Annotated in this window: 23 protein-coding genes; 12 read left to right on the top strand and 11 right to left on the bottom strand. The window is 72.9% G+C overall.

Annotated features, from left to right (window positions below; all coding sequences use genetic code 11):
• The first annotated feature begins 73 nt into the window (after positions 1 to 73).
• Positions 74 to 1,030 carry a deoxyribose-phosphate aldolase gene (gene deoC / locus BLV02_RS03070; RefSeq protein ID WP_069110545.1) on the top strand — a complete coding sequence of 319 codons (957 nt, stop codon included), beginning with the start codon at positions 74 to 76 and terminating at the stop codon, positions 1,028 to 1,030.
• A 7-nt stretch (positions 1,031 to 1,037) separates the two neighbouring features.
• Here the strand turns inward: deoC and BLV02_RS03065 are convergent, their stop codons facing one another.
• Both BLV02_RS03065 and BLV02_RS03060 read right to left on the bottom strand, forming a co-directional pair.
• Complete coding sequence (locus tag BLV02_RS03065) at positions 1,038 to 2,561, bottom strand: sialidase family protein (RefSeq protein ID WP_069110546.1); 1,524 nt, start codon at positions 2,559 to 2,561, stop codon at positions 1,038 to 1,040.
• Between the two features lie 88 nt (positions 2,562 to 2,649).
• Positions 2,650 to 3,861, bottom strand: a complete 1,212-nt coding sequence (locus BLV02_RS03060; protein WP_083288460.1) for an adenylate/guanylate cyclase domain-containing protein — start codon at positions 3,859 to 3,861, stop codon at positions 2,650 to 2,652.
• A gap of 131 nt (positions 3,862 to 3,992) precedes the next feature.
• Here BLV02_RS03060 and BLV02_RS03055 point away from each other — a divergent pair, with 131 nt between their 5' ends.
• Both BLV02_RS03055 and BLV02_RS03050 read left to right on the top strand, forming a co-directional pair.
• Positions 3,993 to 5,435 (top strand): aldehyde dehydrogenase family protein, encoded by a 1,443-nt coding sequence (locus BLV02_RS03055; protein ID WP_069110547.1) that lies wholly within the window; start codon positions 3,993 to 3,995, stop codon positions 5,433 to 5,435.
• On the top strand, positions 5,435 to 6,307 hold the full coding sequence (locus BLV02_RS03050) for an aldehyde dehydrogenase family protein (protein ID WP_069110548.1): 873 nt from the start codon (positions 5,435 to 5,437) through the stop codon (positions 6,305 to 6,307). The genes BLV02_RS03055 and BLV02_RS03050 overlap by 1 nt, the downstream gene beginning before the upstream one ends.
• 4 nt (positions 6,308 to 6,311) lie before the next feature.
• Here the strand turns inward: BLV02_RS03050 and BLV02_RS36245 are convergent, their stop codons facing one another.
• Entirely contained in the window at positions 6,312 to 7,496 is a 1,185-nt protein-coding gene (locus BLV02_RS36245) for an HAAS signaling domain-containing protein (protein WP_069110549.1), read from the bottom strand.
• A complete protein-coding gene (locus tag BLV02_RS03040; protein ID WP_069110550.1) occupies positions 7,493 to 7,828 on the bottom strand; it encodes a PadR family transcriptional regulator in 336 nt (111 codons plus the stop codon). Before BLV02_RS03040 ends, BLV02_RS36245 begins: the two co-directional genes overlap by 4 nt.
• 368 nt (positions 7,829 to 8,196) lie before the next feature.
• Between BLV02_RS03040 and BLV02_RS03035 the strand changes: the two genes are divergently transcribed.
• Positions 8,197 to 8,691, top strand: a complete 495-nt coding sequence (locus BLV02_RS03035) for a helix-turn-helix domain-containing protein (protein ID WP_083288461.1) — start codon at positions 8,197 to 8,199, stop codon at positions 8,689 to 8,691.
• Positions 8,692 to 8,788: 97 nt separating this feature from the next.
• On the opposite strand, the gene BLV02_RS03030 is transcribed toward BLV02_RS03035, so the two are convergent.
• From BLV02_RS03030 to BLV02_RS03015, 4 genes are read right to left on the bottom strand one after another with little or no spacing between them, the layout of a single operon-like run.
• Positions 8,789 to 11,005, bottom strand: coding sequence for a heavy metal translocating P-type ATPase (locus BLV02_RS03030; RefSeq protein ID WP_141711492.1), 2,217 nt, complete (start codon positions 11,003 to 11,005; stop codon positions 8,789 to 8,791).
• Complete coding sequence (locus BLV02_RS03025; protein WP_074946115.1) at positions 11,002 to 11,925, bottom strand: hypothetical protein; 924 nt, start codon at positions 11,923 to 11,925, stop codon at positions 11,002 to 11,004. The genes BLV02_RS03030 and BLV02_RS03025 overlap by 4 nt, the downstream gene beginning before the upstream one ends.
• A gap of 24 nt (positions 11,926 to 11,949) precedes the next feature.
• A complete protein-coding gene (locus tag BLV02_RS03020; protein ID WP_069110552.1) occupies positions 11,950 to 12,159 on the bottom strand; it encodes a heavy-metal-associated domain-containing protein in 210 nt (69 codons plus the stop codon).
• Positions 12,160 to 12,202: 43 nt separating this feature from the next.
• On the bottom strand, positions 12,203 to 12,514 hold the full coding sequence (locus BLV02_RS03015) for a metal-sensitive transcriptional regulator (protein ID WP_069110553.1): 312 nt from the start codon (positions 12,512 to 12,514) through the stop codon (positions 12,203 to 12,205).
• Positions 12,515 to 12,723: 209 nt separating this feature from the next.
• Between BLV02_RS03015 and BLV02_RS03010 the strand changes: the two genes are divergently transcribed.
• The 4 genes from BLV02_RS03010 (at position 12,724) to BLV02_RS02995 (ending at position 14,915) form a co-directional block, all read left to right on the top strand.
• The gene (locus tag BLV02_RS03010; protein WP_069110554.1) at positions 12,724 to 13,332 is read left to right on the top strand and encodes a dihydrofolate reductase family protein; all 609 of its coding nucleotides are present in this window, start codon (positions 12,724 to 12,726) and stop codon (positions 13,330 to 13,332) included.
• Positions 13,333 to 13,403: 71 nt separating this feature from the next.
• A complete protein-coding gene (locus BLV02_RS03005; protein WP_069110555.1) occupies positions 13,404 to 13,979 on the top strand; it encodes a dihydrofolate reductase family protein in 576 nt (191 codons plus the stop codon).
• A gap of 49 nt (positions 13,980 to 14,028) precedes the next feature.
• Complete coding sequence (locus tag BLV02_RS03000; protein WP_141711493.1) at positions 14,029 to 14,631, top strand: uridine kinase family protein; 603 nt, start codon at positions 14,029 to 14,031, stop codon at positions 14,629 to 14,631.
• Between the two features lie 71 nt (positions 14,632 to 14,702).
• Positions 14,703 to 14,915, top strand: a complete 213-nt coding sequence (locus BLV02_RS02995; protein WP_069110557.1) for a PspC domain-containing protein — start codon at positions 14,703 to 14,705, stop codon at positions 14,913 to 14,915.
• Here BLV02_RS02995 and BLV02_RS02990 read toward each other — a convergent pair.
• The gene (locus tag BLV02_RS02990; protein ID WP_069110558.1) at positions 14,896 to 16,026 is read right to left on the bottom strand and encodes an adenosine deaminase; all 1,131 of its coding nucleotides are present in this window, start codon (positions 16,024 to 16,026) and stop codon (positions 14,896 to 14,898) included. The two genes, BLV02_RS02995 and BLV02_RS02990, sit on opposite strands and share 20 nt — an antisense overlap.
• Before the next feature lie 53 nt (positions 16,027 to 16,079).
• On the opposite strand from BLV02_RS02990, the gene BLV02_RS35395 reads away from it, so the two are divergent.
• The 3 genes from BLV02_RS35395 to pta are packed head-to-tail and all read left to right on the top strand — an operon-like array spanning position 16,080 to position 19,239.
• Positions 16,080 to 16,604 (top strand): hypothetical protein, encoded by a 525-nt coding sequence (locus BLV02_RS35395; RefSeq protein ID WP_069110559.1) that lies wholly within the window; start codon positions 16,080 to 16,082, stop codon positions 16,602 to 16,604.
• Positions 16,604 to 17,092 carry a DUF421 domain-containing protein gene (locus tag BLV02_RS02980; protein WP_069110560.1) on the top strand — a complete coding sequence of 163 codons (489 nt, stop codon included), beginning with the start codon at positions 16,604 to 16,606 and terminating at the stop codon, positions 17,090 to 17,092. The genes BLV02_RS35395 and BLV02_RS02980 overlap by 1 nt, the downstream gene beginning before the upstream one ends.
• 53 nt (positions 17,093 to 17,145) lie before the next feature.
• Positions 17,146 to 19,239 (top strand): phosphate acetyltransferase, encoded by a 2,094-nt coding sequence (gene pta, locus BLV02_RS02975; protein ID WP_069110561.1) that lies wholly within the window; start codon positions 17,146 to 17,148, stop codon positions 19,237 to 19,239.
• Positions 19,240 to 19,478: 239 nt separating this feature from the next.
• Here the strand turns inward: pta and BLV02_RS02970 are convergent, their stop codons facing one another.
• Positions 19,479 to 20,444 (bottom strand): LLM class flavin-dependent oxidoreductase, encoded by a 966-nt coding sequence (locus BLV02_RS02970; protein WP_069110562.1) that lies wholly within the window; start codon positions 20,442 to 20,444, stop codon positions 19,479 to 19,481.
• A 44-nt stretch (positions 20,445 to 20,488) separates the two neighbouring features.
• On the opposite strand from BLV02_RS02970, the gene BLV02_RS02965 reads away from it, so the two are divergent.
• Positions 20,489 to 21,637, top strand: coding sequence for an acetate/propionate family kinase (locus tag BLV02_RS02965; RefSeq protein WP_069110563.1), 1,149 nt, complete (start codon positions 20,489 to 20,491; stop codon positions 21,635 to 21,637).
• A gap of 4 nt (positions 21,638 to 21,641) precedes the next feature.
• Here BLV02_RS02965 and BLV02_RS02960 read toward each other — a convergent pair whose 3' ends face one another.
• Complete coding sequence (locus BLV02_RS02960; protein ID WP_069110564.1) at positions 21,642 to 22,892, bottom strand: hypothetical protein; 1,251 nt, start codon at positions 22,890 to 22,892, stop codon at positions 21,642 to 21,644.
• Positions 22,893 to 22,984 lie beyond the last annotated feature (92 nt).

The following is a 22,984-nucleotide window of genomic DNA, read 5'->3' as shown; positions in this document are numbered from 1 at the left end:
TACACCCGCCGCCCGGCAGGAGGCCAGACCCGGCCGGATCTCGGATGACGGACGAGCGGCCTAGACTCGATGCGTGACCACGCTCGACGATGCGCGCCTGTCCGACATCGCCTCCTCCGAGGCGTCGTTGCGCCGCTTCCTGCACGGCCTGCCGGGGGTCGACCAGACCGGCGCCGAGGCCCGGGCGGCCACGCTGGGCACGCGGTCCATCAAGACCACGGCCAAGCAGTACGCCATCGACCTCGCCATCTCGATGATCGACCTGACGACGCTGGAGGGCCAGGACACCCCGGGCAAGGTGCGGGCGCTGTGCGCCAAGGCGCTGCGCCCCGACCCGTCGGACCGCACGGTCCCCCAGGTCGCCGCCATCTGCGTCTACCCCGACCTCGTCGCCACGGCGGTGGAAGCACTCGGCGGCGCTCACCGAAAGGTCAAGGTGGCCAGCGTCGCCACCGGGTTCCCGTCCGGACGCACCAGCCTGGCGATCAAGGAGGCCGACACCCGCGACGCGGTCGCGGCCGGCGCCGACGAGGTCGACATGGTCATCGACCGCGGCGCGTTCCTGGCCGGCCGCTACGGCGCGGTGTTCGACGAGATCGTCGCGGTCAAGCAGGCCGCCGGCGACGCCCACCTCAAGGTCATCCTCGAGACCGGCGAGCTCGCCACCTACGACAACGTCAGAAGGGCGTCGTGGCTGGCCATGCTGGCCGGCGCCGACTTCATCAAGACCAGCACCGGCAAGGTCGCGCCGGCCGCCACGCTGCCCGTCACGCTGGTCATGCTCGAGGCGGTCCGCGACTTCCGCGAGGCCACCGGCCGCCAGGTCGGGGTGAAGCCGGCCGGCGGCATCCGCACCAGCAAGGACGCCATCAAGTACCTGGTCCTGGTCAACGAGACCGCGGGCGACGACTGGCTCGACCCCGACTGGTTCCGGCTGGGCGCGTCCAGCCTGCTCAACGACCTGCTCATGCAGCGGCAGAAGCTCGCCACCGGCCGCTACGCGGGCCCCGACTACTTCACCCTCGACTGACCTCCGGTCACCCGGCCGTCCGGAAGAACGTGCTGGCCGGGTCGGTGCCGTGCGACTGGGAGAAGAACGCCGCGAAGTCCGTCCCGATGTTCGACAGACCCTCGTAGTCACCGGTGAAGAACCCGAGCGCGAACGGCGCCAGCCGCATGTCGAACGGCGCGTTCGTGAGCCGCACCTCGTCGGTCCAGTTCGCCTCGTCGGCGCAGCTCGCCGGCGTCGCCGGGTGGCAGTGCACCAGCCAGTAGTCGGTGGGCAGCGTCGTCGCCGACGGCGTGTTGTTGCGGAAGTCGTAGTACGTCACGCCGATGGTCCCGTCGTCCGCCACGTGCACCGACGCCGTGAACGCCTGCTGGTTGCCGGGCGGCACGGTGCCGGGCGTCAGGTTCACCTTGATCGGCTCGGACCAGGTGAGCCCGCCGTCGAGCGACTGTGAGAAGGCGATGCTGTCGAACTCGCCGCCGCTGAACCGGGCGTCCTGCCACACGGCGTACAACGCACCGTTGTCCCGGTCGACCGCGATGTCGGGGATGATGTCGCCGGTCCGGACGGGGTCGCCGGTGTCAGGGTCGGTGATCTCGACGGTGCCGAGCCGGCTGACGAAGATCCGGTCCGACCAGGTGACGCCCTGGTCGTCGGAGAGCATCACGGCGACGTTGTTGCCGCGGTGGCCGCCGCTGTTGTCGTTGCGGATCTCGTTGAAGACGTTCACCAGCGTGCCGTCGGGCTGGACGGCGATCTGGTTGCCGATGGTCTGGTCGCGCATGCCCGGGTCGTAGATCGCCTTCGGCGCCTCCCACGTCACTCCGCCGTCCGTGCTGCGGGCGAACCACGCCGGCCCGGAGAACGCCTGGGTGACGAAGCCGGCGATCACGCTGGCGCGCTCACTGCCCGGGAAGACCAGCCGGTCCCAGACGGCGTACACGAGGTCCGGGTCGGTGGGGTCGGCGGTGATGGACTGCTTGTCGTTGAAGACGTTCGCGTCCAGGTCGCGGATCACCTCGACCGGGTCGCTCCAGGTCAGGCCCCCGTCGGCGGAGTAGCTGGCCAGCAGGGCGTGGTCGAAGTCGCGCGGTTCGAACGGCGGCGCGACGTCGTTGAACGACAGCGCCAGCTGGTGCAGCCGTCCGTCCGGGGCGAACGAGACCCACGGATCGGTCGCGCGGTCGTACGTCCCGCCGGAGCACAGCGTGATGCCCGGGACGGGCACCTGCTGCCAGGTGCTGCCGCCGTCCTGGCTGACCCCCGCGACCAGGCCGCGGGCACCGCCGTTGTCCCAGCGGTCGGCCTGCCAGATGCCGGCGACGTCGTCCGGGTCGGCCGGACTCACATCGACGAACGGCTCCACCTCGCTGTTGAGGAAGACCGTCCCGGACTGGTCGTCGACGCCGTCCGCGGTGCAGCCGAGGAACGGACTCGTCCCCGACACCTGGACCAGCGGGCCGGTGGCCAGCGGCCCGGCGATCGCCGGGATCGCTCCGGCCACGAGGAACGCGGCACCGGCTGTGAACGTGAGAGTTCGCCGTCTGGGCATGGAGATCGCCCCCCGAGATCGATTCACACGCTTCTCGACGCTGGCACCGCAGCGCGACCCGCGCAAACACCGGTACGGACAATCGCGATCAGCGGTCGGGGCCCAGCAGCAGCCACGTCGGCATCGGGCCCTTGCCCTTGACGTCGATGGTCCCGCGCGACCGGAAGAGATAGCGCTCCCGCAGCCGCTCGTGCACCCGGGCCGAGACCTGGATCGCGCCCGGCACGCCGTGGCTCTCCATGCGGCTGGCGGTGTTGACGGTGTCGCCCCACAGGTCGTAGATGAACTTGCGCCGGCCGATCACACCGGCCACCACCGGCCCGGTGTCCATGCCGATCCGGAACCGCAGGCCGTCCGGGCCGGCACCACGGCGCTCGCACTCCCGCAGCATCGCGAGCGCCATGTCCGCGACGGCCGCACAATGGTCCTCACGCGGCACCGGGACGCCGCCGGCCACCATGTAGGCGTCGCCGATCGTCTTGATCTTCTCCAGCCCGTGCTCGTCGGCCAGCCGGTCGAAGGCGCTGAAGACGCCGTCGAGGAGCCGCACCACCTCCTCCGGTGGCAGCGCCGCCGACAGCGGCGTGAAGTCGACGATGTCGGCGAACAGGACCGTGGCCTCGTGACGGTCGGCGATGATCGCGTCGCGCCGCTTGAGCCGCGCGGCGACCGGGGCGGGCAGCACGTTCAGCAGCAGCCGCTCCGAGCGGACGTGCTCGCGATCGCGGCCGCGGACGAAGTACTGCAGCAGCAGGTACGCGACCAGGGACGGCCCGGCGAGGTTGCCGGCGAAGAACGCGACGAGCACGCCGCCGGGGATGCCGGCGGGTTCCAGCAGCGGCTCCACCAGCACCGAGACCACCAGGAGCGTGAGGTAGGCGGCGAACCAGGGGATCGCCTCGCCCGAGCCCATGAACAGCAGCGCGCCGAGCGCGGCCGACAGCGCCCACAGCGACACCGCACCCGACGCGGCGAACCCGCCCAGCGACCACTGCAGGGCGAAGGGCAGGACGAGCATCATCGCCAGCTGCGTCGCCCGGAACGTGGCGAACCGCCGGGTCCGCGCGAACCACGCCAGCGAACCGAGCGACACCACGAGATAGGCCAGCGGGATCAGCGCCGCCACCGGCAGCCCGAGCAGGAGGTAGGTGACGATCCAGAACGGCGTCAGCGCGCACACCAGTCCGGTCGACAGCACCAGCGTGGAGCGCCGCAGCCGGTCGTCCTCACCGGCCGACCGGTCCGCTCCGAGCGCCGCCAGTCGCCGCAGCGCCGGCGGCCGTCGCCCCCGATGGCTCATCCTGTTCGCCCCCGGACCTCATGGTGGCAGGGCCCCCAGGGTGGCGCCAGGGCCGCACGGCTCGTAGACCGCCCGCGAACGTCTACCCTGGGAAACGTGACGGACACCTACGTGACGCTGGACTGATCACCATGACGAAGTTCGAGTACGCGCCAGCGCCGGAGTCGCAGGCCATCGTCGACATCCGCAGCTCGTACGGGCTGTTCGTGAACGGCGAGTTCGCCGAGCCCGTCGACGGCTCGACGTTCAAGTCGGTCAACCCGGCCACCGAGGAGGTGCTGGCCGAGATCGCCTCGGCCGGCGCCGCGGACGTCGACAAGGCGGTCCAGGCGGCCCGCCGTGCCTACGAGCGCACGTGGTCGAAGCTGTCGGGACGCGACCGCGGCAAGTACCTGTTCCGCATCGCCCGCATCATCCAGGAGCGCGCCCGCGAACTGGCCGTCCTCGAGTCCATCGACAACGGCAAGCCGATCCGCGAGTCCCGCGACGTCGACATCCCGCTGGTCGCGGCGCACTTCTTCTACTACGCCGGCTGGGCCGACAAGCTGGCGTGGGCCGGCGCCGGTCCCGACCCGAAGCCGTACGGCGTCGCCGCCCAGGTCATCCCGTGGAACTTCCCGCTGCTCATGCTGTCGTGGAAGATCGCGCCCGCGCTGGCCGCCGGCAACACCGTCGTGCTCAAGCCGGCCGAGACCACCCCGCTGACGGCGCTGCTGTTCGCCGAGATCTGCCAGCAGGCCGACCTCCCGCCGGGCGTCGTCAACATCCTCACCGGCGCCGGCGACACCGGCCGCGCGCTGGTCGAGCACCCCGGCGTCGACAAGGTCGCGTTCACCGGGTCCACCGAGGTCGGCAAGCAGATCGCCCGCAGTGTCGCCGGCACCACCAAGAAGGCGACGCTCGAGCTCGGCGGCAAGGCCGCGAACATCGTGTTCGACGACGCGCCCATCGACCAGGCGGTCGAGGGCATCGTCAACGGCATCTTCTTCAACCAGGGGCACGTGTGCTGCGCGGGCTCGCGGCTGCTGGTGCAGGAGTCGGTCTACGACGACGTCCTGGGCCGGCTGAAGCGGCGGCTCGGCACGCTGCGCGTCGGCGACCCGCTCGACAAGAACACCGACATCGGCGCCATCAACTCCGCCGAGCAGCTGGCCCGCATCCGCGAGCTGTCCGAGGTCGGCGAGGCCGAAGGGGCCCAGCGCTGGTCGCCCGAGTGCGAGCTGCCCGAGCGCGGCTTCTGGTTCCCGCCGACGCTGTTCACCGGCGTCACGCAGGCGCACCGCATCGCCCGCGAGGAGATCTTCGGCCCGGTCCTGTCGGTGCTGACGTTCCGCACCCCGGCCGAGGCGGTCGAGAAGGCCAACAACACGCCGTTCGGGCTGTCCGCGGGTGTGTGGACGGAGAAGGGCTCGCGCATCCTGTCCATGGCGCAGCAGCTGCGGGCCGGCGTCGTGTGGGCCAACACGTTCAACCGGTTCGACCCCACGTCGCCGTTCGGCGGCTACAAGGAGTCGGGCTACGGCCGCGAGGGCGGCCGGCACGGTCTCCTGGCATACCTGAAGGGCGAGCACTGATGGCCGAGCGGCTGGCTGTGAAGAAGACCTACAAGCTGTACGTCGGCGGCAAGTTCCCCCGCTCCGAGTCCGGCCGGTCCTACGAGGTCACCGACGCCAAGGGCCGGTTCCTCGCCAACGCGGCCTGGGCGTCGCGCAAGGACGCCCGCGACGCCGTCGTCGCCGCCCGCAAGGCGGTGCCCGGCTGGTCCGGCGCCACGGCCTACAACCGCGGCCAGGTGCTGTACCGCGTCGCCGAGGTCATGGAGGGCCGGCACACCCAGTTCGTCGACGAGGTCGCCGCCGGCGAGGGCGTGGCCCGCGCGAAGGCCGTGTCGCTGGTCGACGAGGCCATCGACCGCTGGGTCTGGTACGCCGGGTGGGCCGACAAGATCGCCCAGGTGGTCGGGTCGAGCAACCCGGTCGCCGGCCCGTACTTCGACTTCTCCGTGCCCGAGCCCACCGGCGTGGTCGCCGTGCTGGCGCCGCAGCGCTCGTCGCTGCTAGGCCTGGTCTCGGTGCTGGCGCCGGTCGTCGTCGGTGGCAACACCGCGGTGCTTCTCGCCTCGGCCGACAGGCCGCTGCCGGCCATCACGCTGTCCGAGGTGCTGGCGACGTCCGACGTCCCGGGCGGCGTCGTGAACGTCCTCACCGGCGCCCTCGCCGACACCGCGCCCGTCCTGGCCGCGCACATGGACGTCAACGCCGTCGACCTCGCCGGCGCCGCGGGCGACGCCGAACGGGCGAGCGCGCTCGAGCTGGCCGCGGCCGACAACCTCAAGCGGGTGGTGCGCGCGCCGCAGGCCGAGCCCGACTGGATCGCCGAGCCCGGCCTCGAGCGCATCACCGCCTACCTCGAGACGAAGACCGTCTGGCACCCGGTCGGCGTCTGACCGGTCACTTCAGCGCGTCGGGATCCGACGGCGGCGGCACCGTCACCGTGCCCGGCAGCTGCGGCCCGAACGGCGCGTCCAGGACCGCCTGCTCGCACCGGCCGTCTGGCGTCACCCCGACCGTCAGCCGCGGGAAGACGTGGTCGCCCCACGGGTTGGCGGCCGTGAACGACTGCTCGTCGTAGGCGCCGTCGTAGCAGTCCTCCCGCCAGCCGAGGTCGATCGGGTTGCCGTCGCCGTCGTAGAGCCGGACGTTCTCCAGCAGGGCGCCGTCGGCGCCGTACGGGAAGATGTTGGTGATCTGCGCGCCGTTCTGGTCGTAGAAGCCCGGGCCCGGGTAGTCGTAGCCGCCGTCCACGTACTGCACCCGGTCGCTGGTGGCGGCGTCGAGCGCCACCCCGGCTACCACCAGGCCGCCGATCGCCAGCGCGGCGTTGACCGCCTGCACCGCGACCAGCCGCGGCCCGCGGATCTGCCGGGCCGCGGCCCGCCGGCCCAGCCACACCGACGCGACCGCCGCCACCAGGAACACCGCGATGCCGAACGGGACGCTGCCCAGCACGAGCGCGGTGATCATGCCGAGCGCGACGGCCCGCGCCAGCCACCAGGCCGGGCGCAGCGACGTCACCAGCTCGATCGCCGGCCGGCCCCACGGCATGCTGCGCACCCACTCCTCGACCTGCGCCAGCAGCGGCGCCGTCGGCAGCCTCCGCAGCTCGGCGACGGCGTCCACACGGCCGATGACCAGCAGCAACGCCCCCGCGACAGCGAGCACGGCGGAGACCAGCGCCGGCACCGCGAACGTCGCGGGTGAACCGCTGAGCCCGAACACGGTGTCGACGAACGCGACCGCGGCCAGCCCGACCGCGGTCCAGCCGAAGAACGCGACCATGAACCGGACCAGCCGCCGGATGAAACCGGTCCGCTCGACGCTCGGCTCCGGCTCGGGCTGCGGCAGCCCGGCCGCGGCGCGCAGCTCGGCCGCGTACGCCGCCGGCGCGCCCAGGCGGTCGATCAGCACGCCGATGGTGACGTCGTCGCCGTACTCGGCCGCGACGTGGTCGAGGTGGTCGCGGACGTCCTCGGCGATCTCCGCGAGCTCGTCCGCCGGCAGGTCGCCGAGCTCGTCGCGGACCGCGGCGACGTACGTCGCGACGGCCGGGTGGGCGGTGGCCCGGGTGGTGCTCACGCTGCCTCCTTGGTGGCGTGGTCGACCAGCTCCGTCAGCACCCCGGCGAACTCGCGCCACGTCTTGGCCGAGCGTCGCAGCAGGTCGCGGCCGGTGCCGTTGAGGCTGTAGTACTTGCGGTGCGGGCCCTCCTCGGAAGGCACGACGTACGTGGTCAGCGCGCCGGCGTGGTACAGCCGCCGGAGCGTCCCGTACACCGAGGCGTCGCCGACCTCGGTCAGCCCGGCGGCACGCAGCCGCCGCACGACGTCATAGCCGTAGCCGTCGTCCTCGCGCAGGACGGCGAGCACGGCGAGGTCGAGCACACCCTTGAGGAGCTGACTGGTGTCCATGGCGGACTATTCTGCATGCCGCGGTACCGCGCGTCACGCGACACGCCGCACATCCGGCGACTCGGAGGCCCGGCGACCCCGCCTGCCCCCGGCCCCTTTGCAATGAGCACCCCTACGCACCACGCAGGCCGCGAGGCGCCAGCGGGCGAGACGTGACGACGGGCGCGAGCTGGATACGGACGAGGCGCCCGCCATCCGCCGCCGAGCGGGCAGGCGGTGCGCATAGGTGCTCATTGCAAAGCGCTCGACACGGACTCCGGACGTGCCACCGTCAGCGGGTCGTCCACAGGTCGAACCGATCAGGAAGGTTGTCCACAATCGACGCCCGACGCCATGCGGAGCAGCCGACGACGCCCGAGGCTTGACCCATGACGCCGGTCGAACCCCCCGACGATGACGAGCCGCTGGCGCGGCTCGAGCCGTCAACGCTGCCTGGGCTCGTCAGGCGGGTGCGGCGCCTCGCCGACCTGAGCCAACGCGAGCTGGCGGCCCGTATCGGCGTGTCGCATTCGACCGTCTCACGACTGGAGGCAGGACGCCTCGTGCCGAGCATCGCCACCCTGCTCCGTATCGTCGACGTGGCCGAACTGATGCTCGTCGTGACGAACGCAGATGGCAAGGTCATCGCGCCCATGCGCGTCTGGGACGAGACACGCGACGGCGGCGAGAAGATGTTCCCAGCGCACCTGGACCTGGTTCTGGATCCAGTCGCCGACGACTGGTGGGCGAGCAGCTACGGCCTCGCGAAGCCGCCGGAGACCTACCACCGCAACCGGGTGTGGCGCGACGCGAAGCGTCGGCGCAGTACGTGGGAGGTGCGGGTCAAGCAGTTCCGGCACGATCCTCCGCCGCCCAAGGTGTGACCGCGCTCGTCAACTCGTGACAGTCACCGAAACGACGAGGGCGGCGCGGCCGCGGGGTGAACCGCGAGCCGCGCCGCCCAACGCGGGTGTGCCGGCGTCAGGCCGCTGCCTTGAACCGGCGCAGCCGCAGGCTGTTCGACACCACGAACACCGACGAGAACGCCATGGCCGCGCCCGCCAGCATCGGGTTGAGCAGTCCGGCCGCGGCCAGCGGCAGCGCCGCGACGTTGTAGCCGAAGGCCCAGAACAGGTTCCCCTTGATGGTCGTGAGCGTGCGCCGGGCCAGCCGGATGGCGTCGGCCGCCGCGTTGAGGTCGCCGCGGACCAGCGTGAGGTCGGACGCCTCGATGGCGACGTCGGTGCCGGTGCCCATCGCCAGGCCGAGGTCGGCCTGGGCCAGCGCGGCGGCGTCGTTGACACCGTCGCCGACCATCGCGACGACCTTGCCCTCGCTCTGCAGCCGCTTCACCACGTCGACCTTGTCGGCCGGCAGCACCTCCGCGACCACCTCGTCGATGCCGACCTCACGGGCCACCGTGCGGGCGGTCGCCTCGTTGTCGCCGGTCAGCAGGATCGGGGTCAGCCCCAGGCCGCGCAGCCGGGCGATCGCGTCGGCGGACGTCGGCTTGACGGCGTCGGCGACCACCAGCACGCCGCGGGCGGCGCCATCCCACGCGACGGCCACGGCGGTGCGGCCCGCGGCCTCGGCCCGCTCCATCGCCACCTCCAGCGACGGCGGCAGGTGGACGGACCACTCGGCGAGCAGCCGCGGCCGCCCGGCCAGCACCCCGTGCCCGTCGACGACACCCTGGACGCCGAGGCCCTCGATGTTGCGGAAGTCCTCGACGGCCGGCAGCGCGCCGGCCTTCGAGCGGGCGCCGTCGGCGATGGCCTTGGCGATGGGGTGCTCCGACGCGTCCTCCAGGGCGCCGGCCAGCCGCAGCAGCTCGTCGGCGGACTCGTCGTCGGCGGGCACGACGTCGACCAGCGTCATGGTGCCGGTGGTGACCGTGCCGGTCTTGTCGAGCACGACGGTGTCGACGCGGCGGGTCGACTCCAGCACCTGCGGGCCCTTGATGATGATGCCCAACTGCGCCCCGCGGCCGGTGCCGACCAGCAGCGCCGTCGGCGTGGCCAGGCCCAGCGCGCACGGGCAGGCGATGATGAGCACGGCCACCCCGGCCGCGAACGCCGCCGCGGCCCCGCCGCCGGTGCCGAGCCAGAAGCCCAGCGTCGCGACGGCCAGCCCGATGACGATCGGCACGAAGATGCCGGAGACGCGGTCGGCCAGGCGCTGGACCTCGGCCTTGCCGTTCTGTGCGTCCTCGACCAGCTTGGCCAGCTGCGCGAGCTGGGTGTCGGCGCCGACCCGGGTGGCCCGCACGACCAGCCGGCCGTGCGCGTTGACGGTGGCGCCGGCGACCTCGTCGCCCGCACCGACCTCGACCGGGACGGACTCGCCGGTGAGCATCGACCGGTCGACGGCCGACGCGCCCTCGGTGACGACGCCGTCGGTGGCGATCTTCTCCCCCGGCCGGACCACGAACAGGTCGCCGACGGCGAGGTCCGCCGCCGGAATGCGCTGCTCGACGCCGTCGCGCAGGACGGAGACCTCCTTGGCGCCCAGCTCGAGCAGCGCCCGCAGCGCCGCACCGGCCCGCCGCTTCGACCGGGCCTCGAAGTACCGCCCGGCCAGGATGAACGTGGTGACACCGGCCGCGACCTCGAGGTAGATGTCACCGGCGCCGCCACCGCGCGAGATGGTGAACTCGAACGGGTGCGTCATGCCGGGCATGCCGGCCGTGCCCCAGAACAGCGCGTACACCGACCAGCTCAGCGCGGCCAGCGTGCCCATGGAGATGAGGGTGTCCATGGTGGCGGTGCCGTGCCGCAGGTTGGTCCAGGCCGCCTTGTGGAACGGCAGCCCGGCGCCGAGCACGACCGGAGCGGCCAGCGTCAGCGACAGCCACTGCCAGTAGTCGAACTGCCAGGCCGGCACCATGGCCAGCACGATGACCGGCACGCTGAGCACGGCGGACAGGATCAGCCGGTCGCGCAGCGGACGCACCGGGTCGGCCTCCGCCACCTCGGCGGCGGACGACTCGGGCTGCGGAAGCCGCGCGGTGTACCCCGCGGACTCGACGGCCTCGATCAGCTCCGCGGTGGCGATGTCGCCGTCGTAGCTGACCCGCGCCTTCTCCGTCGCGTAGTTGACGGTGGCCGTGACGCCCTCGAGCTTGTTCAGCTTCTTCTCGACCCGCATGGCGCACGAGGCGCAGGTCATGCCACCGATGTCGAGGTCGACGGTGCTCATGGGTGATCCTCCGCGGCGATCGTGAACTCCGCGGTACGGACGACACCGTCGTGCTCGAAGTCGAAGAACAGGCGGTAGTCGGCCGCGGACGCGGCGGTGGCGAAGAACGAGACGTCCGGTCCGGACGGCGTCACGCCGTCGCCGGGCTCGCCCTCGGGGTGGACGTGCAGGTAGGCGAGGTCGCCGTCGCGCAGCGCCACCAGGTGGCCGTAGGCGCCGAGGTACGGCTCGAGGTCGGTCACGGGGACGCCGTCGCGGCTGACGGACAGCGTCAGCTTCGACTCGACCCCGGTGTCCATGTGGCCGTCGAGCGTGACGGTGTAGCCGTCGACCTCTGCGGTGGTGCTGGCAGGTGGCAGCGCCGCCGGCTGGTAGTCGCCCGGGACGGACAGACTGGTCCCGAGCGTCAGGGCCTCACCCTCGGTGGAGAAGTCGGCGAACAGCTTCCACTCGCCGGACGTGAGGTCGAGCGGGACGCTCCAGGTGCCGTCGCCGGCCCGGACCGGGTGGACGTGCTGGTACCCGGTGAGGTCGCGGCGCACGGCGATGAGGTGCAGTTCCTGCTCGTGCTCGACGTCGTAGTCGGTGACGGGGCCGTCGGGCCCGTCGATGGTGAACTGGAGCGGCCGGGCGGGGCCGGCCGGCAGGGTGTCGGCCACCAGCGCGAACGTGTAGCCGTTCTCCGACGACATCAGGCCGCCGGGCAGGTGGTCGGCGCCCTCGGCCGACTCGGTGTGGCCTTCCTCCTCCTCGCCTGCTTCGTCTCCGTGCCCGGCCATGCCGGACTCCTCGGACTCGGTCGCGGCGGGCGCGGTGTCGTCGTCGCCGATGGGGCCGACGACACCGCCGACCGCGGCTGCCAGTCCGAACGCGCCGGCAAGGCACAGCGCGTAGACGCCGAGCTTGGCCGGCGCGTTCATGGCACTACCTCCGTGGACAGGGGATCAGGACCCGGCGAGCTGATAGCCGGCCTCTTCTACCGCGGCCTTGACGTCGTCGGCGCCGAGCGGCGTCGCGCTGGTGACGTCGACGTTGCCGGTGGCGAGGTCGACGTCGACCTGGCTGACGCCGTCGAGTCGGCCGAGCTCTTCGCGGACCGACCCGGCGCAGTGGTCACAGGTCATGCCGACGACGGTGTAGGTAGAAGTGGTCATGGCGATGCCTTCCCTCGGAACGGTGGTGCGTGGACGGCGCGAGTCAGGACCGGACGAGCCGGGCGATGGCGTCGGAGGCCTCCTTGACCTTCGCGTCGGCCTCGGCGCCGCCCTGACGGGCCGCCTCGACGACGCAGTGGGCCAGGTGCTCCTCCAGCAGGCCGAGCGCGACCGACTCCAGTGCCTTCGTCATGGCCGAGACCTGCGTGAGGATGTCGATGCAGTACTTCTCCTCGTCCACCATGCGCTGCAGCCCCCGCGCCTGACCCTCGATGCGGGTGAGCCGCTTGAGGTAGTCGTCCTTGCGGTGGATGTAGCCATGGGGGGCGGAGCCCTCGTCCAGTGTCTCGGTCATGTGTCCTCCTCGCGTCGACGCCGATCCGTTCCCCTACACGGTACCCAGGTGCCGTATCGACGTCTGACACATTCATACACTACCCCCCTAGGGTATGTCCACTCACGTGACAGCGAAGTGACGCCGAGGCGACGCCGCCCGTGTGGTTCGCTCGGCGCGGACGGCGTCCGGCACCGCGCCGGATACGCACGGAAAGACGGGACACGATCATGAAATTGACGGCGATCATGCAGGTCACGGTCGACGGCGTGGCGCAGGGCAACGGCGGGGCGCACCCCGATCTCGACCCCGGGTTCGTCCGCGGCGGCTGGGCCATGCCGCACTTCGACGACGAGGCGACGGCCTACGTCGAACAGCGCTGCCAGAGCGCCGACGCGTTCCTGTTCGGCCGGCGGACCTACGAGTTCTTCGCCAGCACCTGGGGCACGATCGACGAGATGGTGAACAGCCCTGTCGGCCAGGCCTTCCAGCAGCGACCCAAGTACGTGGCCTCGACCACGCTCACCGACCCGGGCTGGACGCCGGCCACCGTCGTCGCCGGAGCCGACGCCGTCCGCGAGCTGAAGGCCGCGCCGGGCGGCGAGCTGCAGGTGCACGGCAGCATCGCCCTGGTCCGCGGGCTGCTCGAGAACGACCTCGTCGACGAGCTGGAGCTGCTCGTCTTCCCGGTCGTCGTCGGCGAGGGCACCCGGTTGTTCCCCGACGACGGCCCGGACCACGCGCTCGATCTGGCCGAGTCGCGCGCCTTCCCGAAGGGCGTCGTCGTTCAGACCTACCGGCCGGCCGGACGGGCGCGGTACGCACCGGTGGCCATCTGACGGCGGATGTCGAAACGGGCCCACCCCGTTCGTTGCGGGTATGAGCGTCCCATCGAACCCAGGAGGGCATCATGACCGCGACCTACACCTTCGACGTCTTCTCCAGCCTCGACGGCTTCGGCACCGCCACCGGCGATTGGACCGGCTACTGGGGCAAACAGGGCCCTGAGCTGCTCGACCACCGCCTCTCGCTGTACGACGAGGAGCAGCGCATGGTCTTCGGCGCCACCACCTATCGAGCGTTCGCGCGGATGCTGGCCGAGAGCACCGACGGCGACGAGGTCCGCGACCCCTGGGTCACCCGCATGCGGAACCTGCCCGCGACCGTCGTCTCGTCCACGCTGCGCGAACCGCTCGACTGGCCCGACGCGACCGTCGCGGCCGGTGACGCCGTCGACGTCGTCGCCCGGCTCAAGGAGGAGTCGGCGGTGCCGCTGCGCTCACACGGCAGCCTGTCGATGAACCGGGCGCTGCTGGCCGCGGGGCTGGTCGACCGCGTCCAGGTAACGCTCTTCCCGGTGATCACCGGGCGGTCCGGGACGGAGCCGATCTTCCAGGGCGCGGCCGACTTCGACCTCGAGCTGATCGAGACCCGCACCCTCGACGGCCGCACCCAGGAGCTCGTCTACCGGCCCAGCCTGCACTGACCGCCCGCTCGGGCAGGCGGCCCGGGCGGTCGTGACAGACTGTGCCCCCGTGCACCGTGTCGTCCTTCTCGCCGGCCCGTCGGGCAGCGGCAAGTCCCGGCTGGCCCGCGAGAGCGGCCTGCCGGTGCTGAACCTCGACCACTTCTACCGCGACGGCGACGACCCCGGCATGCCGCGCCACCCGGAGCTGGGCATCGTCGACTGGGACGATCCCCGCGCCTGGGACGCCGAGCGCGCCGTCGACACGCTGGTCCAGATCAGCCGCACCGGCAGCGCGCAGATCCCGGTCTACGACATCGCGCACGACCGCACCGTCGGCGCCGAGCCGTTCACCGTCGGCACGGCGCCGGTGTTCGTCGCCGAAGGGCTGTTCGCGGCCGACATCGTCGAGGCATGCCGGTCCCGGGGCATCCTGGCCGACGCCATCGTGCTGCGCCGCAAGCCGTGGAAGAACTTCGTGCGCCGGCTCGCCCGCGACCTCGCCGAGCGCCGCAAGCCGCCGCTGACGCTGCTGCGCCGCGGGCGCGAGCTGATGCGCACCGAGCGGGCGATCGTCGAACGGCAGCGCTCCCTCGGCGCCCGCCCGGCCGACGCACAGCAGGTCCGGGACGCGCTCAGGGGCGCCGCCGGTGCACCCTCCGGGAAGCCCTGACCTGCGGCCTCCGGGTCGGACCATCCGCGAGACGGACGTCCTCCGGGTGCCCGCGGACCTACCGTTGAGGTATGAGCACAAGCAGCTACTTCTCAGAGGCCCGGGGCGGCCTGGTCCGCCCGACCGGCAACCGCATGATCGGCGGCGTCTGCGCCGGCCTGGCCCGGCGGTTCGGCATGAAGACGCGCACCGTGCGCATCCTCTTCCTGCTGTCCTGCCTGCTGCCCGGCCCGCAGGTGCTCGTCTACCTGGCGCTCTGGATCATCATGCCGAGCGAGGACTGACCCCGGCCGACCGCACGCGGTCGAACGCCCGCTGGGCGCCCAGCGCGGCGTACCCGGGCTTGACGACGTCGTTGATCAGCGCCAGCCGCTGGTCGAACGGGATGAACGCACTCTTCAGCGCATTGACCGTGAACCACTCGAAGTCGGGCAGGTCGTAGCCGAAGGCGCCGGCCAGCAGGGCGAACTCGCGGGACATCGACGTCCCGCTCATCAGCCGGTTGTCGGTGTTGACGGTAACCCGGAACCGCAGCCGCGCGAGCAGGCCGAACGGGTGCTCGGCGATCGAGCCCGCGGCGCCGGTCTGGATGTTCGACGACGGGCACAGCTCCAGCGGGATCCGCTTGTCGCGGACGTACGCCGCCAGCCGCCCCAGCGTCACCGAACCGTCGGGCGCCACCGAGACGTCGTCGATGATGCGCACGCCGTGGCCCAGGCGGTCGGCCCCGCACCACTGCAGCGCCTCCCAGATGGACGGCAGCCCGAACGCCTCGCCGGCGTGGATGGTGAAGTGCGCGTTCTCGCGGCGCAGGTACTCGAACGCGTCGAGGTGGCGGGTGGGTGGGAAGCCGGCCTCGGCGCCGGCGATGTCGAAGCCGACGACGCCGGCCTCGCGGTTCGCGACCGCCAGCTCGGCGATCTCGCGCGACCGCGCGGCGTGCCGCATGGCCGTCAGCAGCGTCGCGACCCGGATGGGCCGGCCCGCCGCGGCCGCCCGCGTCTCGCCCAGCCGGAACCCCTGCTCGACCGCCGCGACGACGTCGTCCAGCGACAGGCCGCCGGCGAGGTGCTGCTCCGGCGCGTACCGCACCTCGGCGTAGACGACGCCGTCGGCGGCGAGGTCCTCGGCGCACTCGGCGGCCACCCGCACCAGCGCGTCGTGGGTCTGCATGACCGCGACCGTGTGCTCGAACGTCGCCAGATACCGCTCCAGCGAGAGCGAGTCGGCGGCGTCGGTGAACCACTGCCGCAGGCTGGCTTCGTCGGCGGCCGGCAGCTCGTGCCCGGCCTCTCCCGCCAGCTCGAGGACGGTGGCCGGCCGCAGCCCGCCGTCGAGGTGGTCGTGCAGCAGCACCTTCGGCGCGGCCAGGATCTCGGCGTCGGTCGGTCGCATGCTCCGAACCTACCCCGCCGAATGGCTACATCGCCGCTGGGTACGAGCCGGTTGTGACCCGATCCCTCGCGACGTTGCCCAGTTCCCGCGACGCCGCCGCCGCTCGCCGCGGCCGGAACCTGCGGCGCGTCGGCATCGTGGCACTGGTCCTCCTGGTTCTGGCCGCGCTCACCGGTCTGCTCGGGCCGCGGGCGGCCACCACGACGGCGTCCGGCGACGGCTACGAGCTGATCGTCCGGCACGGCCAGATCACCCGGTCCGGGCTGCCCGTCCCGCTGGAGATCACCCTCACGCGGCCCGGCGGGTTCGACGGCCCGGTGACGCTGGCGGTCAGCCGGGACCTGCTGGACCGCCTGGACTTCAACAACTGGTCGCCGAATCCCGACGGCGAGAGCGTCGGCCCGGACCGCGTCGAGTACGAGTTCACCCCGCCGCGCGGCGACACCCTGCACGTCCTGCTGGACGCGCGGACGGCGCCCGGCCAGCTGCCCGGGCTGGGCCGGTACTCCGTCGCCGTCGTCGACGACACCGGCGCGGCCGTGGCCGAGGTGCGGTTCCGGATGGCGGTGCTGCCCTGATGGACATCGTCATCCGGGCGGCCGTCGTCTTCGTCCTGCTCTGGTTCGTGCTGCGGGTGTCGGGCAAGCGGCAGGTGACGCAGCTGTCCGCGTTCGAGCTGATCCTGCTGGTGACGCTCGGCGACCTGATCAGCCAGACCGTCCTGCAGGAGGACCTCTCGCTGACCGGCGGCACGCTGGCGGTGGCGACGTTCACGCTGCTGTCGGTGCTGCTGTCCTGGCTGAGCTGGCGGTTCCGGCGGCCGCGGCGGCTGCTGGAGGGCGAGCCGACCATCCTGGTCAAGGACGGCCACGTCGACGACACGGTGCTGCGCTACGAGCGGCTGCCGGTCGACGACGTGCTGGCGGCGGCGCGCGAGCACGGCGTGCGCGACCTCGCCGCCGTCGATCTCATGGTGCTGGAGGCCGACGGCACGTTCTCGGTGTTCACGCGGTCGGACGCGGCGTCGCCGGGCGACCCGCCGCGGCGCGGTTCGGACGTGTCGTGACTCGCCGGGGAAGTCGCCGCACGAGGTGCACCGTGGCGATATAGCCTCACGGGGTGGCTCGCAGCGTCTACGTGACATCGGTGACGGGCGAGACCGGGAAGTCGACGGTCGCGCTCGGCGCGCTGGAGGCACTCACCCGCCGGCTGGGCCGGGTCGGCGTGTTCCGCCCGGTGGTCCGCGCCGGCGCCCAGCCCGACTACGTCCTGGAGCTGCTGCTCGAGCACGACGGCGTCGACCTGCCGTACGACGTGTGCGCCGGCGTCACCTACGAGGACGTGCACGCCGACCCCGACGCCGCGCTGAGCACGATCCTCGGCCGGTACCGCACCGTCGCCGCGCAGTGCGAGGCGGTCGTCATCGTCGGCAGCGACTACACCGACGTCGACAGCCCGACGGAGTTCTCCTTCAACGCGCGGGTGGCGGCGAACCTCGGCGCGCCGGTCGTGCTGGTGCTCAACGGCCACGACCGCTCGCCGGCCGACCTGCGCGCCGTCGCCGAGCTCGCCACCGCGGAGCTGGCCGCGAACTTCGGCACGCTGGCCGCGCTGATCGCCAACCGGGTGCCGCCGGGCGCGCTGGACGACGCGTGCGCGGCGCTGGGCGAGCTCGGCCCGGCGTGGGCGCTGCCCGAGGAGCCGCTGCTGTCGGCGCCGACGATGGCCGACCTCGTCGCGGCGTCCGGCGGCGAGCTGTTCCGCGGCGACGCGTCGCGGCTGGGCCGCGAGGTCGGCGGGCTGGTCGTCGCCGGCATGACGCTGCCGCACGTGCTGGACCGCCTGTTCGACGACGCCGTCGTCATCACCCCCGCCGACCGCACCGACGTGCTGCTCGGCGTGGTGGCGGCGCACGCGGCGAAGACGTTCCCGACGCTGGCCGGCATCGTGCTGAACGGCGGGTTCGAGCTGCCGCCGCAGATCGTCCGGCTGATGGACGGCCTCGACGTCGGGCTGCCGATCGTCACCGCGCCGGGCGACACGTTCGGGACGGCGACGGCGCTGGCGGCGGTGCGCGGCCGGCTGACCTACGACGCCACCCGCAAGGTGCAGACCGCGCTGGCGCTGTTCGACCGGCACGTCGACGCCGGCGACCTGCTCGACCGCCTCGACGTCACCCGCAGCGACGTCGTCACGCCGTTGATGTTCGAGCACGACCTCGTCGACCGTGCGCGCTCGTCGCGGCGGCGCATCGTCCTCCCCGAGGGCACCGAGGAGCGCATCCTGCGCGCCGCCGACACCGTGCTGCGGCGCGGCATCGCCGACCTCACGCTGCTCGGCCCGCCGGCCGACGTCGCGGCGGCGGCCGACCGCGTCGGCGTCGACATCGGCGCCGCCGATATCGTCGACCCGCGCGAGAGCGAGCTGCGCGGCCGGTTCGCGCACGAGTACGCGCGGCTGCGCGCCCACCGCGGCGTCACCCAGGAGGCGGCCTGGGACCAGGTCGCCGACGTCTCCTACTTCGGCACGATGATGGTGCAGCTCGGCCTCGCCGACGGCATGGTGTCCGGCGCCGCGCACACCACGGCGCACACCATCAGGCCGGCGTTCGAGGTCATCAAGACGCTGCCCGCCACGTCGATCGTGTCGAGCGTGTTCTTCATGTGCCTGCGCGACCGCGTGCTCGTCTACGGCGACTGCGCCGTCAACCCCGACCCCACGGCCGAGCAACTGGCCGACATCGCGATCTCGTCCGCCGAGACGGCGGCGCAGTTCGGCGTGGCGCCCCGGGTCGCGATGCTGTCCTACTCCACCGGCGAGTCCGGCACCGGCTCGGACGTCGACAAGGTCCGCACGGCGACGTCGCTGGTGCGCGAGCGCCGGCCCGACCTCGAGGTCGAGGGCCCCATCCAGTACGACGCCGCCGTCGACGCCAGCGTGGCCCGCGCCAAACTGCCCGGCAGCGAAGTGGCCGGCCGGGCGACGGTGTTCGTCTTCCCCGACCTCAACACCGGCAACAACACCTACAAGGCGGTGCAGCGCAGCGCCGGCGCCGTGGCCGTCGGGCCCGTGTTGCAGGGCCTGCGCAAGCCGGTGAACGACCTGTCGCGCGGCGCCCTGGTCCGCGACATCGTCAACACGATCGCGATCACCGCGATCCAGGCGCAGTCGGTTCCGCCCTCGGCGCCGGTGCCCGAGACGGAAGCCTCGTGACCACGGCCGCCGCCACAACCCGAGCCGTCGTCGCAGCCCGGGCGGGCGACCCGGCTCAGGCCGCGGCCGCCGCCACAGCCCGCGCCGCCGCCGCAGTCCAGGCGGGCGCAGCCCGGGCCGGCGACCCAGCTCAGGCCACGGCCGCCGCCACAACCCAGGCGGGCGCAGCACCCGGAGCCGCGGCTCGGCCCGCAGTCCAGGCGGGCGTCCGGGGCGGGGATGTCATGACCGCTGCGTCGTCATCGCCGCGCCAGCTCGACCACCTCCGCCAGCTGGGTGCGCGCCGCCTCGACGTCGCGGAGGGGGAAGAGGCCGACGCTCTGGACGCCGGCTTCCTCGAGCCCCCGCAGGTGCTCGGCGGCGTCGTCGATGGTGCCGACCGGGGCCAGCTCGGTCCACCACTCGGACGGCATGGTGGCCAGGCCGTCGACGCCCTTGTCGGCGAACCGGGCGGCGAGGTCGTCGAAGAACGGCAGCGACGTGTACGGCGTGCGCGGCTCCTGCAACTGCTCGGCCAGCCACGGAGCCATGGTGCGGTAGGCCTCGACGCGGTCCTTCTTCACGCACAGCACGCCGAACGTCGCGAGGTGGAAGTCGGGGTCGCCGGGTGTGCGGCCGGCCTGCTTCATGGCCCAGCGCACGTACGACGGACTGGCCGGCTCGGCCAGCACCAGCCCGCCGGCGACCCGTCCGGCCAGCTCCAGCGACTTCGGACCGAACACCCCGGCCAGCACCGGCGGCGGGTCGGCCGGGGGATGCTCGAGCCGGACGGCGTCGAGGTCGACGTAGTGGCCGTGGCTGGTGACCTCGTCGCCCGCGAGCAGCCGCCGGACCGCGACGAGCACCTCTTCCAGCGCGGTGAGCGGCGACACCGGCCGCACCCCCATCTGCGCCATCCACTCCTGCACCCCGTGGCCGATGCCGGGGAGCACGCGGCCGGGGCCCAGCCCGCACAGCGTCGCGATCTCCATGGCCGTGACCGGCGCGGTGCGAGCGACCGCCGGCAGGATGCCCACACCCACCGTGAGCTGCTCGGTCACCGACAGCGCTGCGGCCGCCAGGCTGGGACCTGCGGTGTAGAAGCAGTCCTCGATGACCCAGAGCTGCTGGGCGCCGCCGGCGTCGAGCGCGCGGGCGGCCTCGGTGACGAAGGCGGGCGGGAACGTACGGTCGAAGCTCATTCCGACCTGCAGGCGGTTGGTCATGGCCGCACCATAACGGCACCCTCCGACAGGAACGGATTCCCTCGATGACCGTCCTCGTGCTCAACTGCGGATCGTCGTCCATCAAGTACCAGCTGATCGCCCCGGACGGACCGGCGCGCCTGGCCAAAGGGATCGTCGAGCGCATCGGCGAGGACGACGGCGTGCCCGATCACGCCGCCGCGCTGCGCCAGGTCGTCGCCGAGCTCGAGCGCGACTGCGGGCCGCTGGCCGAACTCGGCCTCGCCGCCGTGGGTCACCGCATCGTGCACGGCGGCGACCGCTTCGCCGAGCCCACCCTCGTCGACGACGACGTCGAGCGGGTCATCGAGGAGCTGTCGCCGCTGGCTCCGCTGCACAACCCGCCGGGACTGACGGCGCTGCGGCTGGCCCGGCGCGAGCTGCCCGACGTCCCGCACGTCGCCGTCTTCGACACCGCGTTCCACCAGACGCTGCCGCCGGTCGCGTACACGTACGCCCTCGAACGCGATCTCGCCGCCCGCTACGGCGTGCGCCGGTACGGCTTCCACGGCACGTCCGTCTCGTACGTCAGCCGCGCGGCGGCCCGGCTGCTGGACCGCGACCCCGACGACACCAACCTCGTCGTCCTGCACCTCGGCAACGGCGCGTCGGCCACGGCGGTGCGGGGCGGCCGCTCCGTCGACACCTCGATGGGGCTGACGCCGTTGGAGGGCCTGGTCATGGGCACCCGCACCGGCGACATCGACCCCGGCGCGCTGTTCTACCTGCACCGCGAGGCCGGCCTGTCCGTCGACGACCTCGACCGGCTGGCCAACCGGTCCAGCGGGCTGCTCGGCCTCGCCGGCGCGAACGACCTGCGCGAGGTGCACCGGCAGGCCAAGGCCGGCGACGCCGCGGCGCAGCTGGCGCGGGAGCTGTACTGCTACCGCATCCGGCACTACGTGGGCGCGTACCTCGCCGTGCTGGGCCGGGCGCACGCGATCGTCTTCACGGCCGGCGTCGGCGAGAACGACTCGTGGGTGCGGTCGCACTCGCTGGCGGGCCTGCGCCACCTCGGCGTCGAGGTCGACCACGTCCGCAACTCCTTCACCGGCAGCCGCGCGCAGGTCATCTCGCCCGACGAGGCCGCCATCACCGTCCTGGTCGTCCCCACCGACGAGGAGCTGGAGATCGCCCGCCAGGCGTCGGGCCTGGTCGCCGCGCCCGCGTCCTGACGCGTCAGTCCTTACGGCGGATGCGGTAGCGCAGCACCAGGAACGGCAGCCCGAACAACGAGAACGCGTGGTCGGCGCGGAGCTCGCCGGCGTCGGACCAGACCTGTAGCTCCTCGCCGAACCCCGGCACCATGAGCGTCGTCAACTCACCGGTGTCGGGGTCGACGACGGTGAGATAGTGCCCGGCGTCGGCGTGGGCGCCGTGGCTGGACAGCGTCAGCCCGCCGCCCGGGCGCAGCCGCGGCTCCAGCGTGGCGGTGAAACTGCCGCCGGGCAGCGGGAAGCCGACGCTGACGTAGCCGCGCCCGCCGCGCCGGTAGGTCGTGTAGATGCCGACGTAGATCGGCTCGTCGTCGTCGGCGTAGGAGCGGATCCAGCCGCGCACCCGGGTGCCGTCTGGCTGGTCGACGGTGTCGATGCGGCTGACGACGCCGCGCTGCGCCTGCCGCTGGTTCATCGGCACGTTGGCCTGGCCGAGCGGCCGCGCGAGCGCCGTGCGGTACAGCAGGTAGCCCGGGCGCACCCAGGCCCGCCACTCGGGCTCGATGTCGAGCGCGAACCTGGTCGTGTGCTCGTAGAACTCGCGCACCAGCGGGTCGACCGCGGTGGGATAGAAGTCGCCGCCGACCAGCTCGTCCAGCGACGCGACGATGCCGACGTCCGCCGCGTCGCGGGTGTAGTCGCCGTCCAGCTCGGTGGCGAGGGTACGGACGAAGTCGGTGCCGACGTAGCCGCCCTGCGCGGCCAGCGGCACCACGAACGGCAGGTCGTCGGGCGCGGCCCGCTCGGCCAGCAGCGTCACCTGCGGGTCGCGGAACAACGCGGCCGCGGCCAGCCGGTACGCGACGACGGTGACGGCGGCGGCCTGCGCGGGGGTGCGCCTCGCGACGACGGGGCGCAGCGCCAGCCCGACGGCCGGGCCGAGCGCGACCTTCTGCGGCCGGACGCCCAGCCCACCGGCCACGCCACCGGCCGCCAGCGCCACCCGGGCGGCCGGTTGGCGGGTCAGCGCGCCGGCCGCCCAGCCCAGCGGCGCGGCGACGGCGCCGCTGGCGAGGATGCGGTGCGGCAGTGCGGGGATCTCGTCCGGCCGCTGCCGCCGCCGGGCCACGTACTCCGACGTCGCGAGCACGGCCGCGCCGGCCAGCGCGCCGAGCCCGGCCGTCCGCCGTCCCCGTCCCGCCCCCAGCGCGGCGCCCGCCAGCCCGCCCAGCACCGCCGCCGTGGACACCTGCTCGGTCAGCTTCCCGGCCACGTCCCCGTCCCTCCGTCGTCGACGGGCCCATTCTCCTCGCCTGGCGCCGGTCGTCGTCGGCGACGTTGTCGGTGCCCGCCCGTAGGGTGGGC

Source organism: Jiangella alba (assembly GCF_900106035.1).
Taxonomy (GTDB): domain Bacteria; phylum Actinomycetota; class Actinomycetes; order Jiangellales; family Jiangellaceae; genus Jiangella; species Jiangella alba.
The sequence above is the reverse complement of the archived record's forward strand: the minus strand, read 5'-3'. Positions and strand labels throughout refer to the sequence as shown.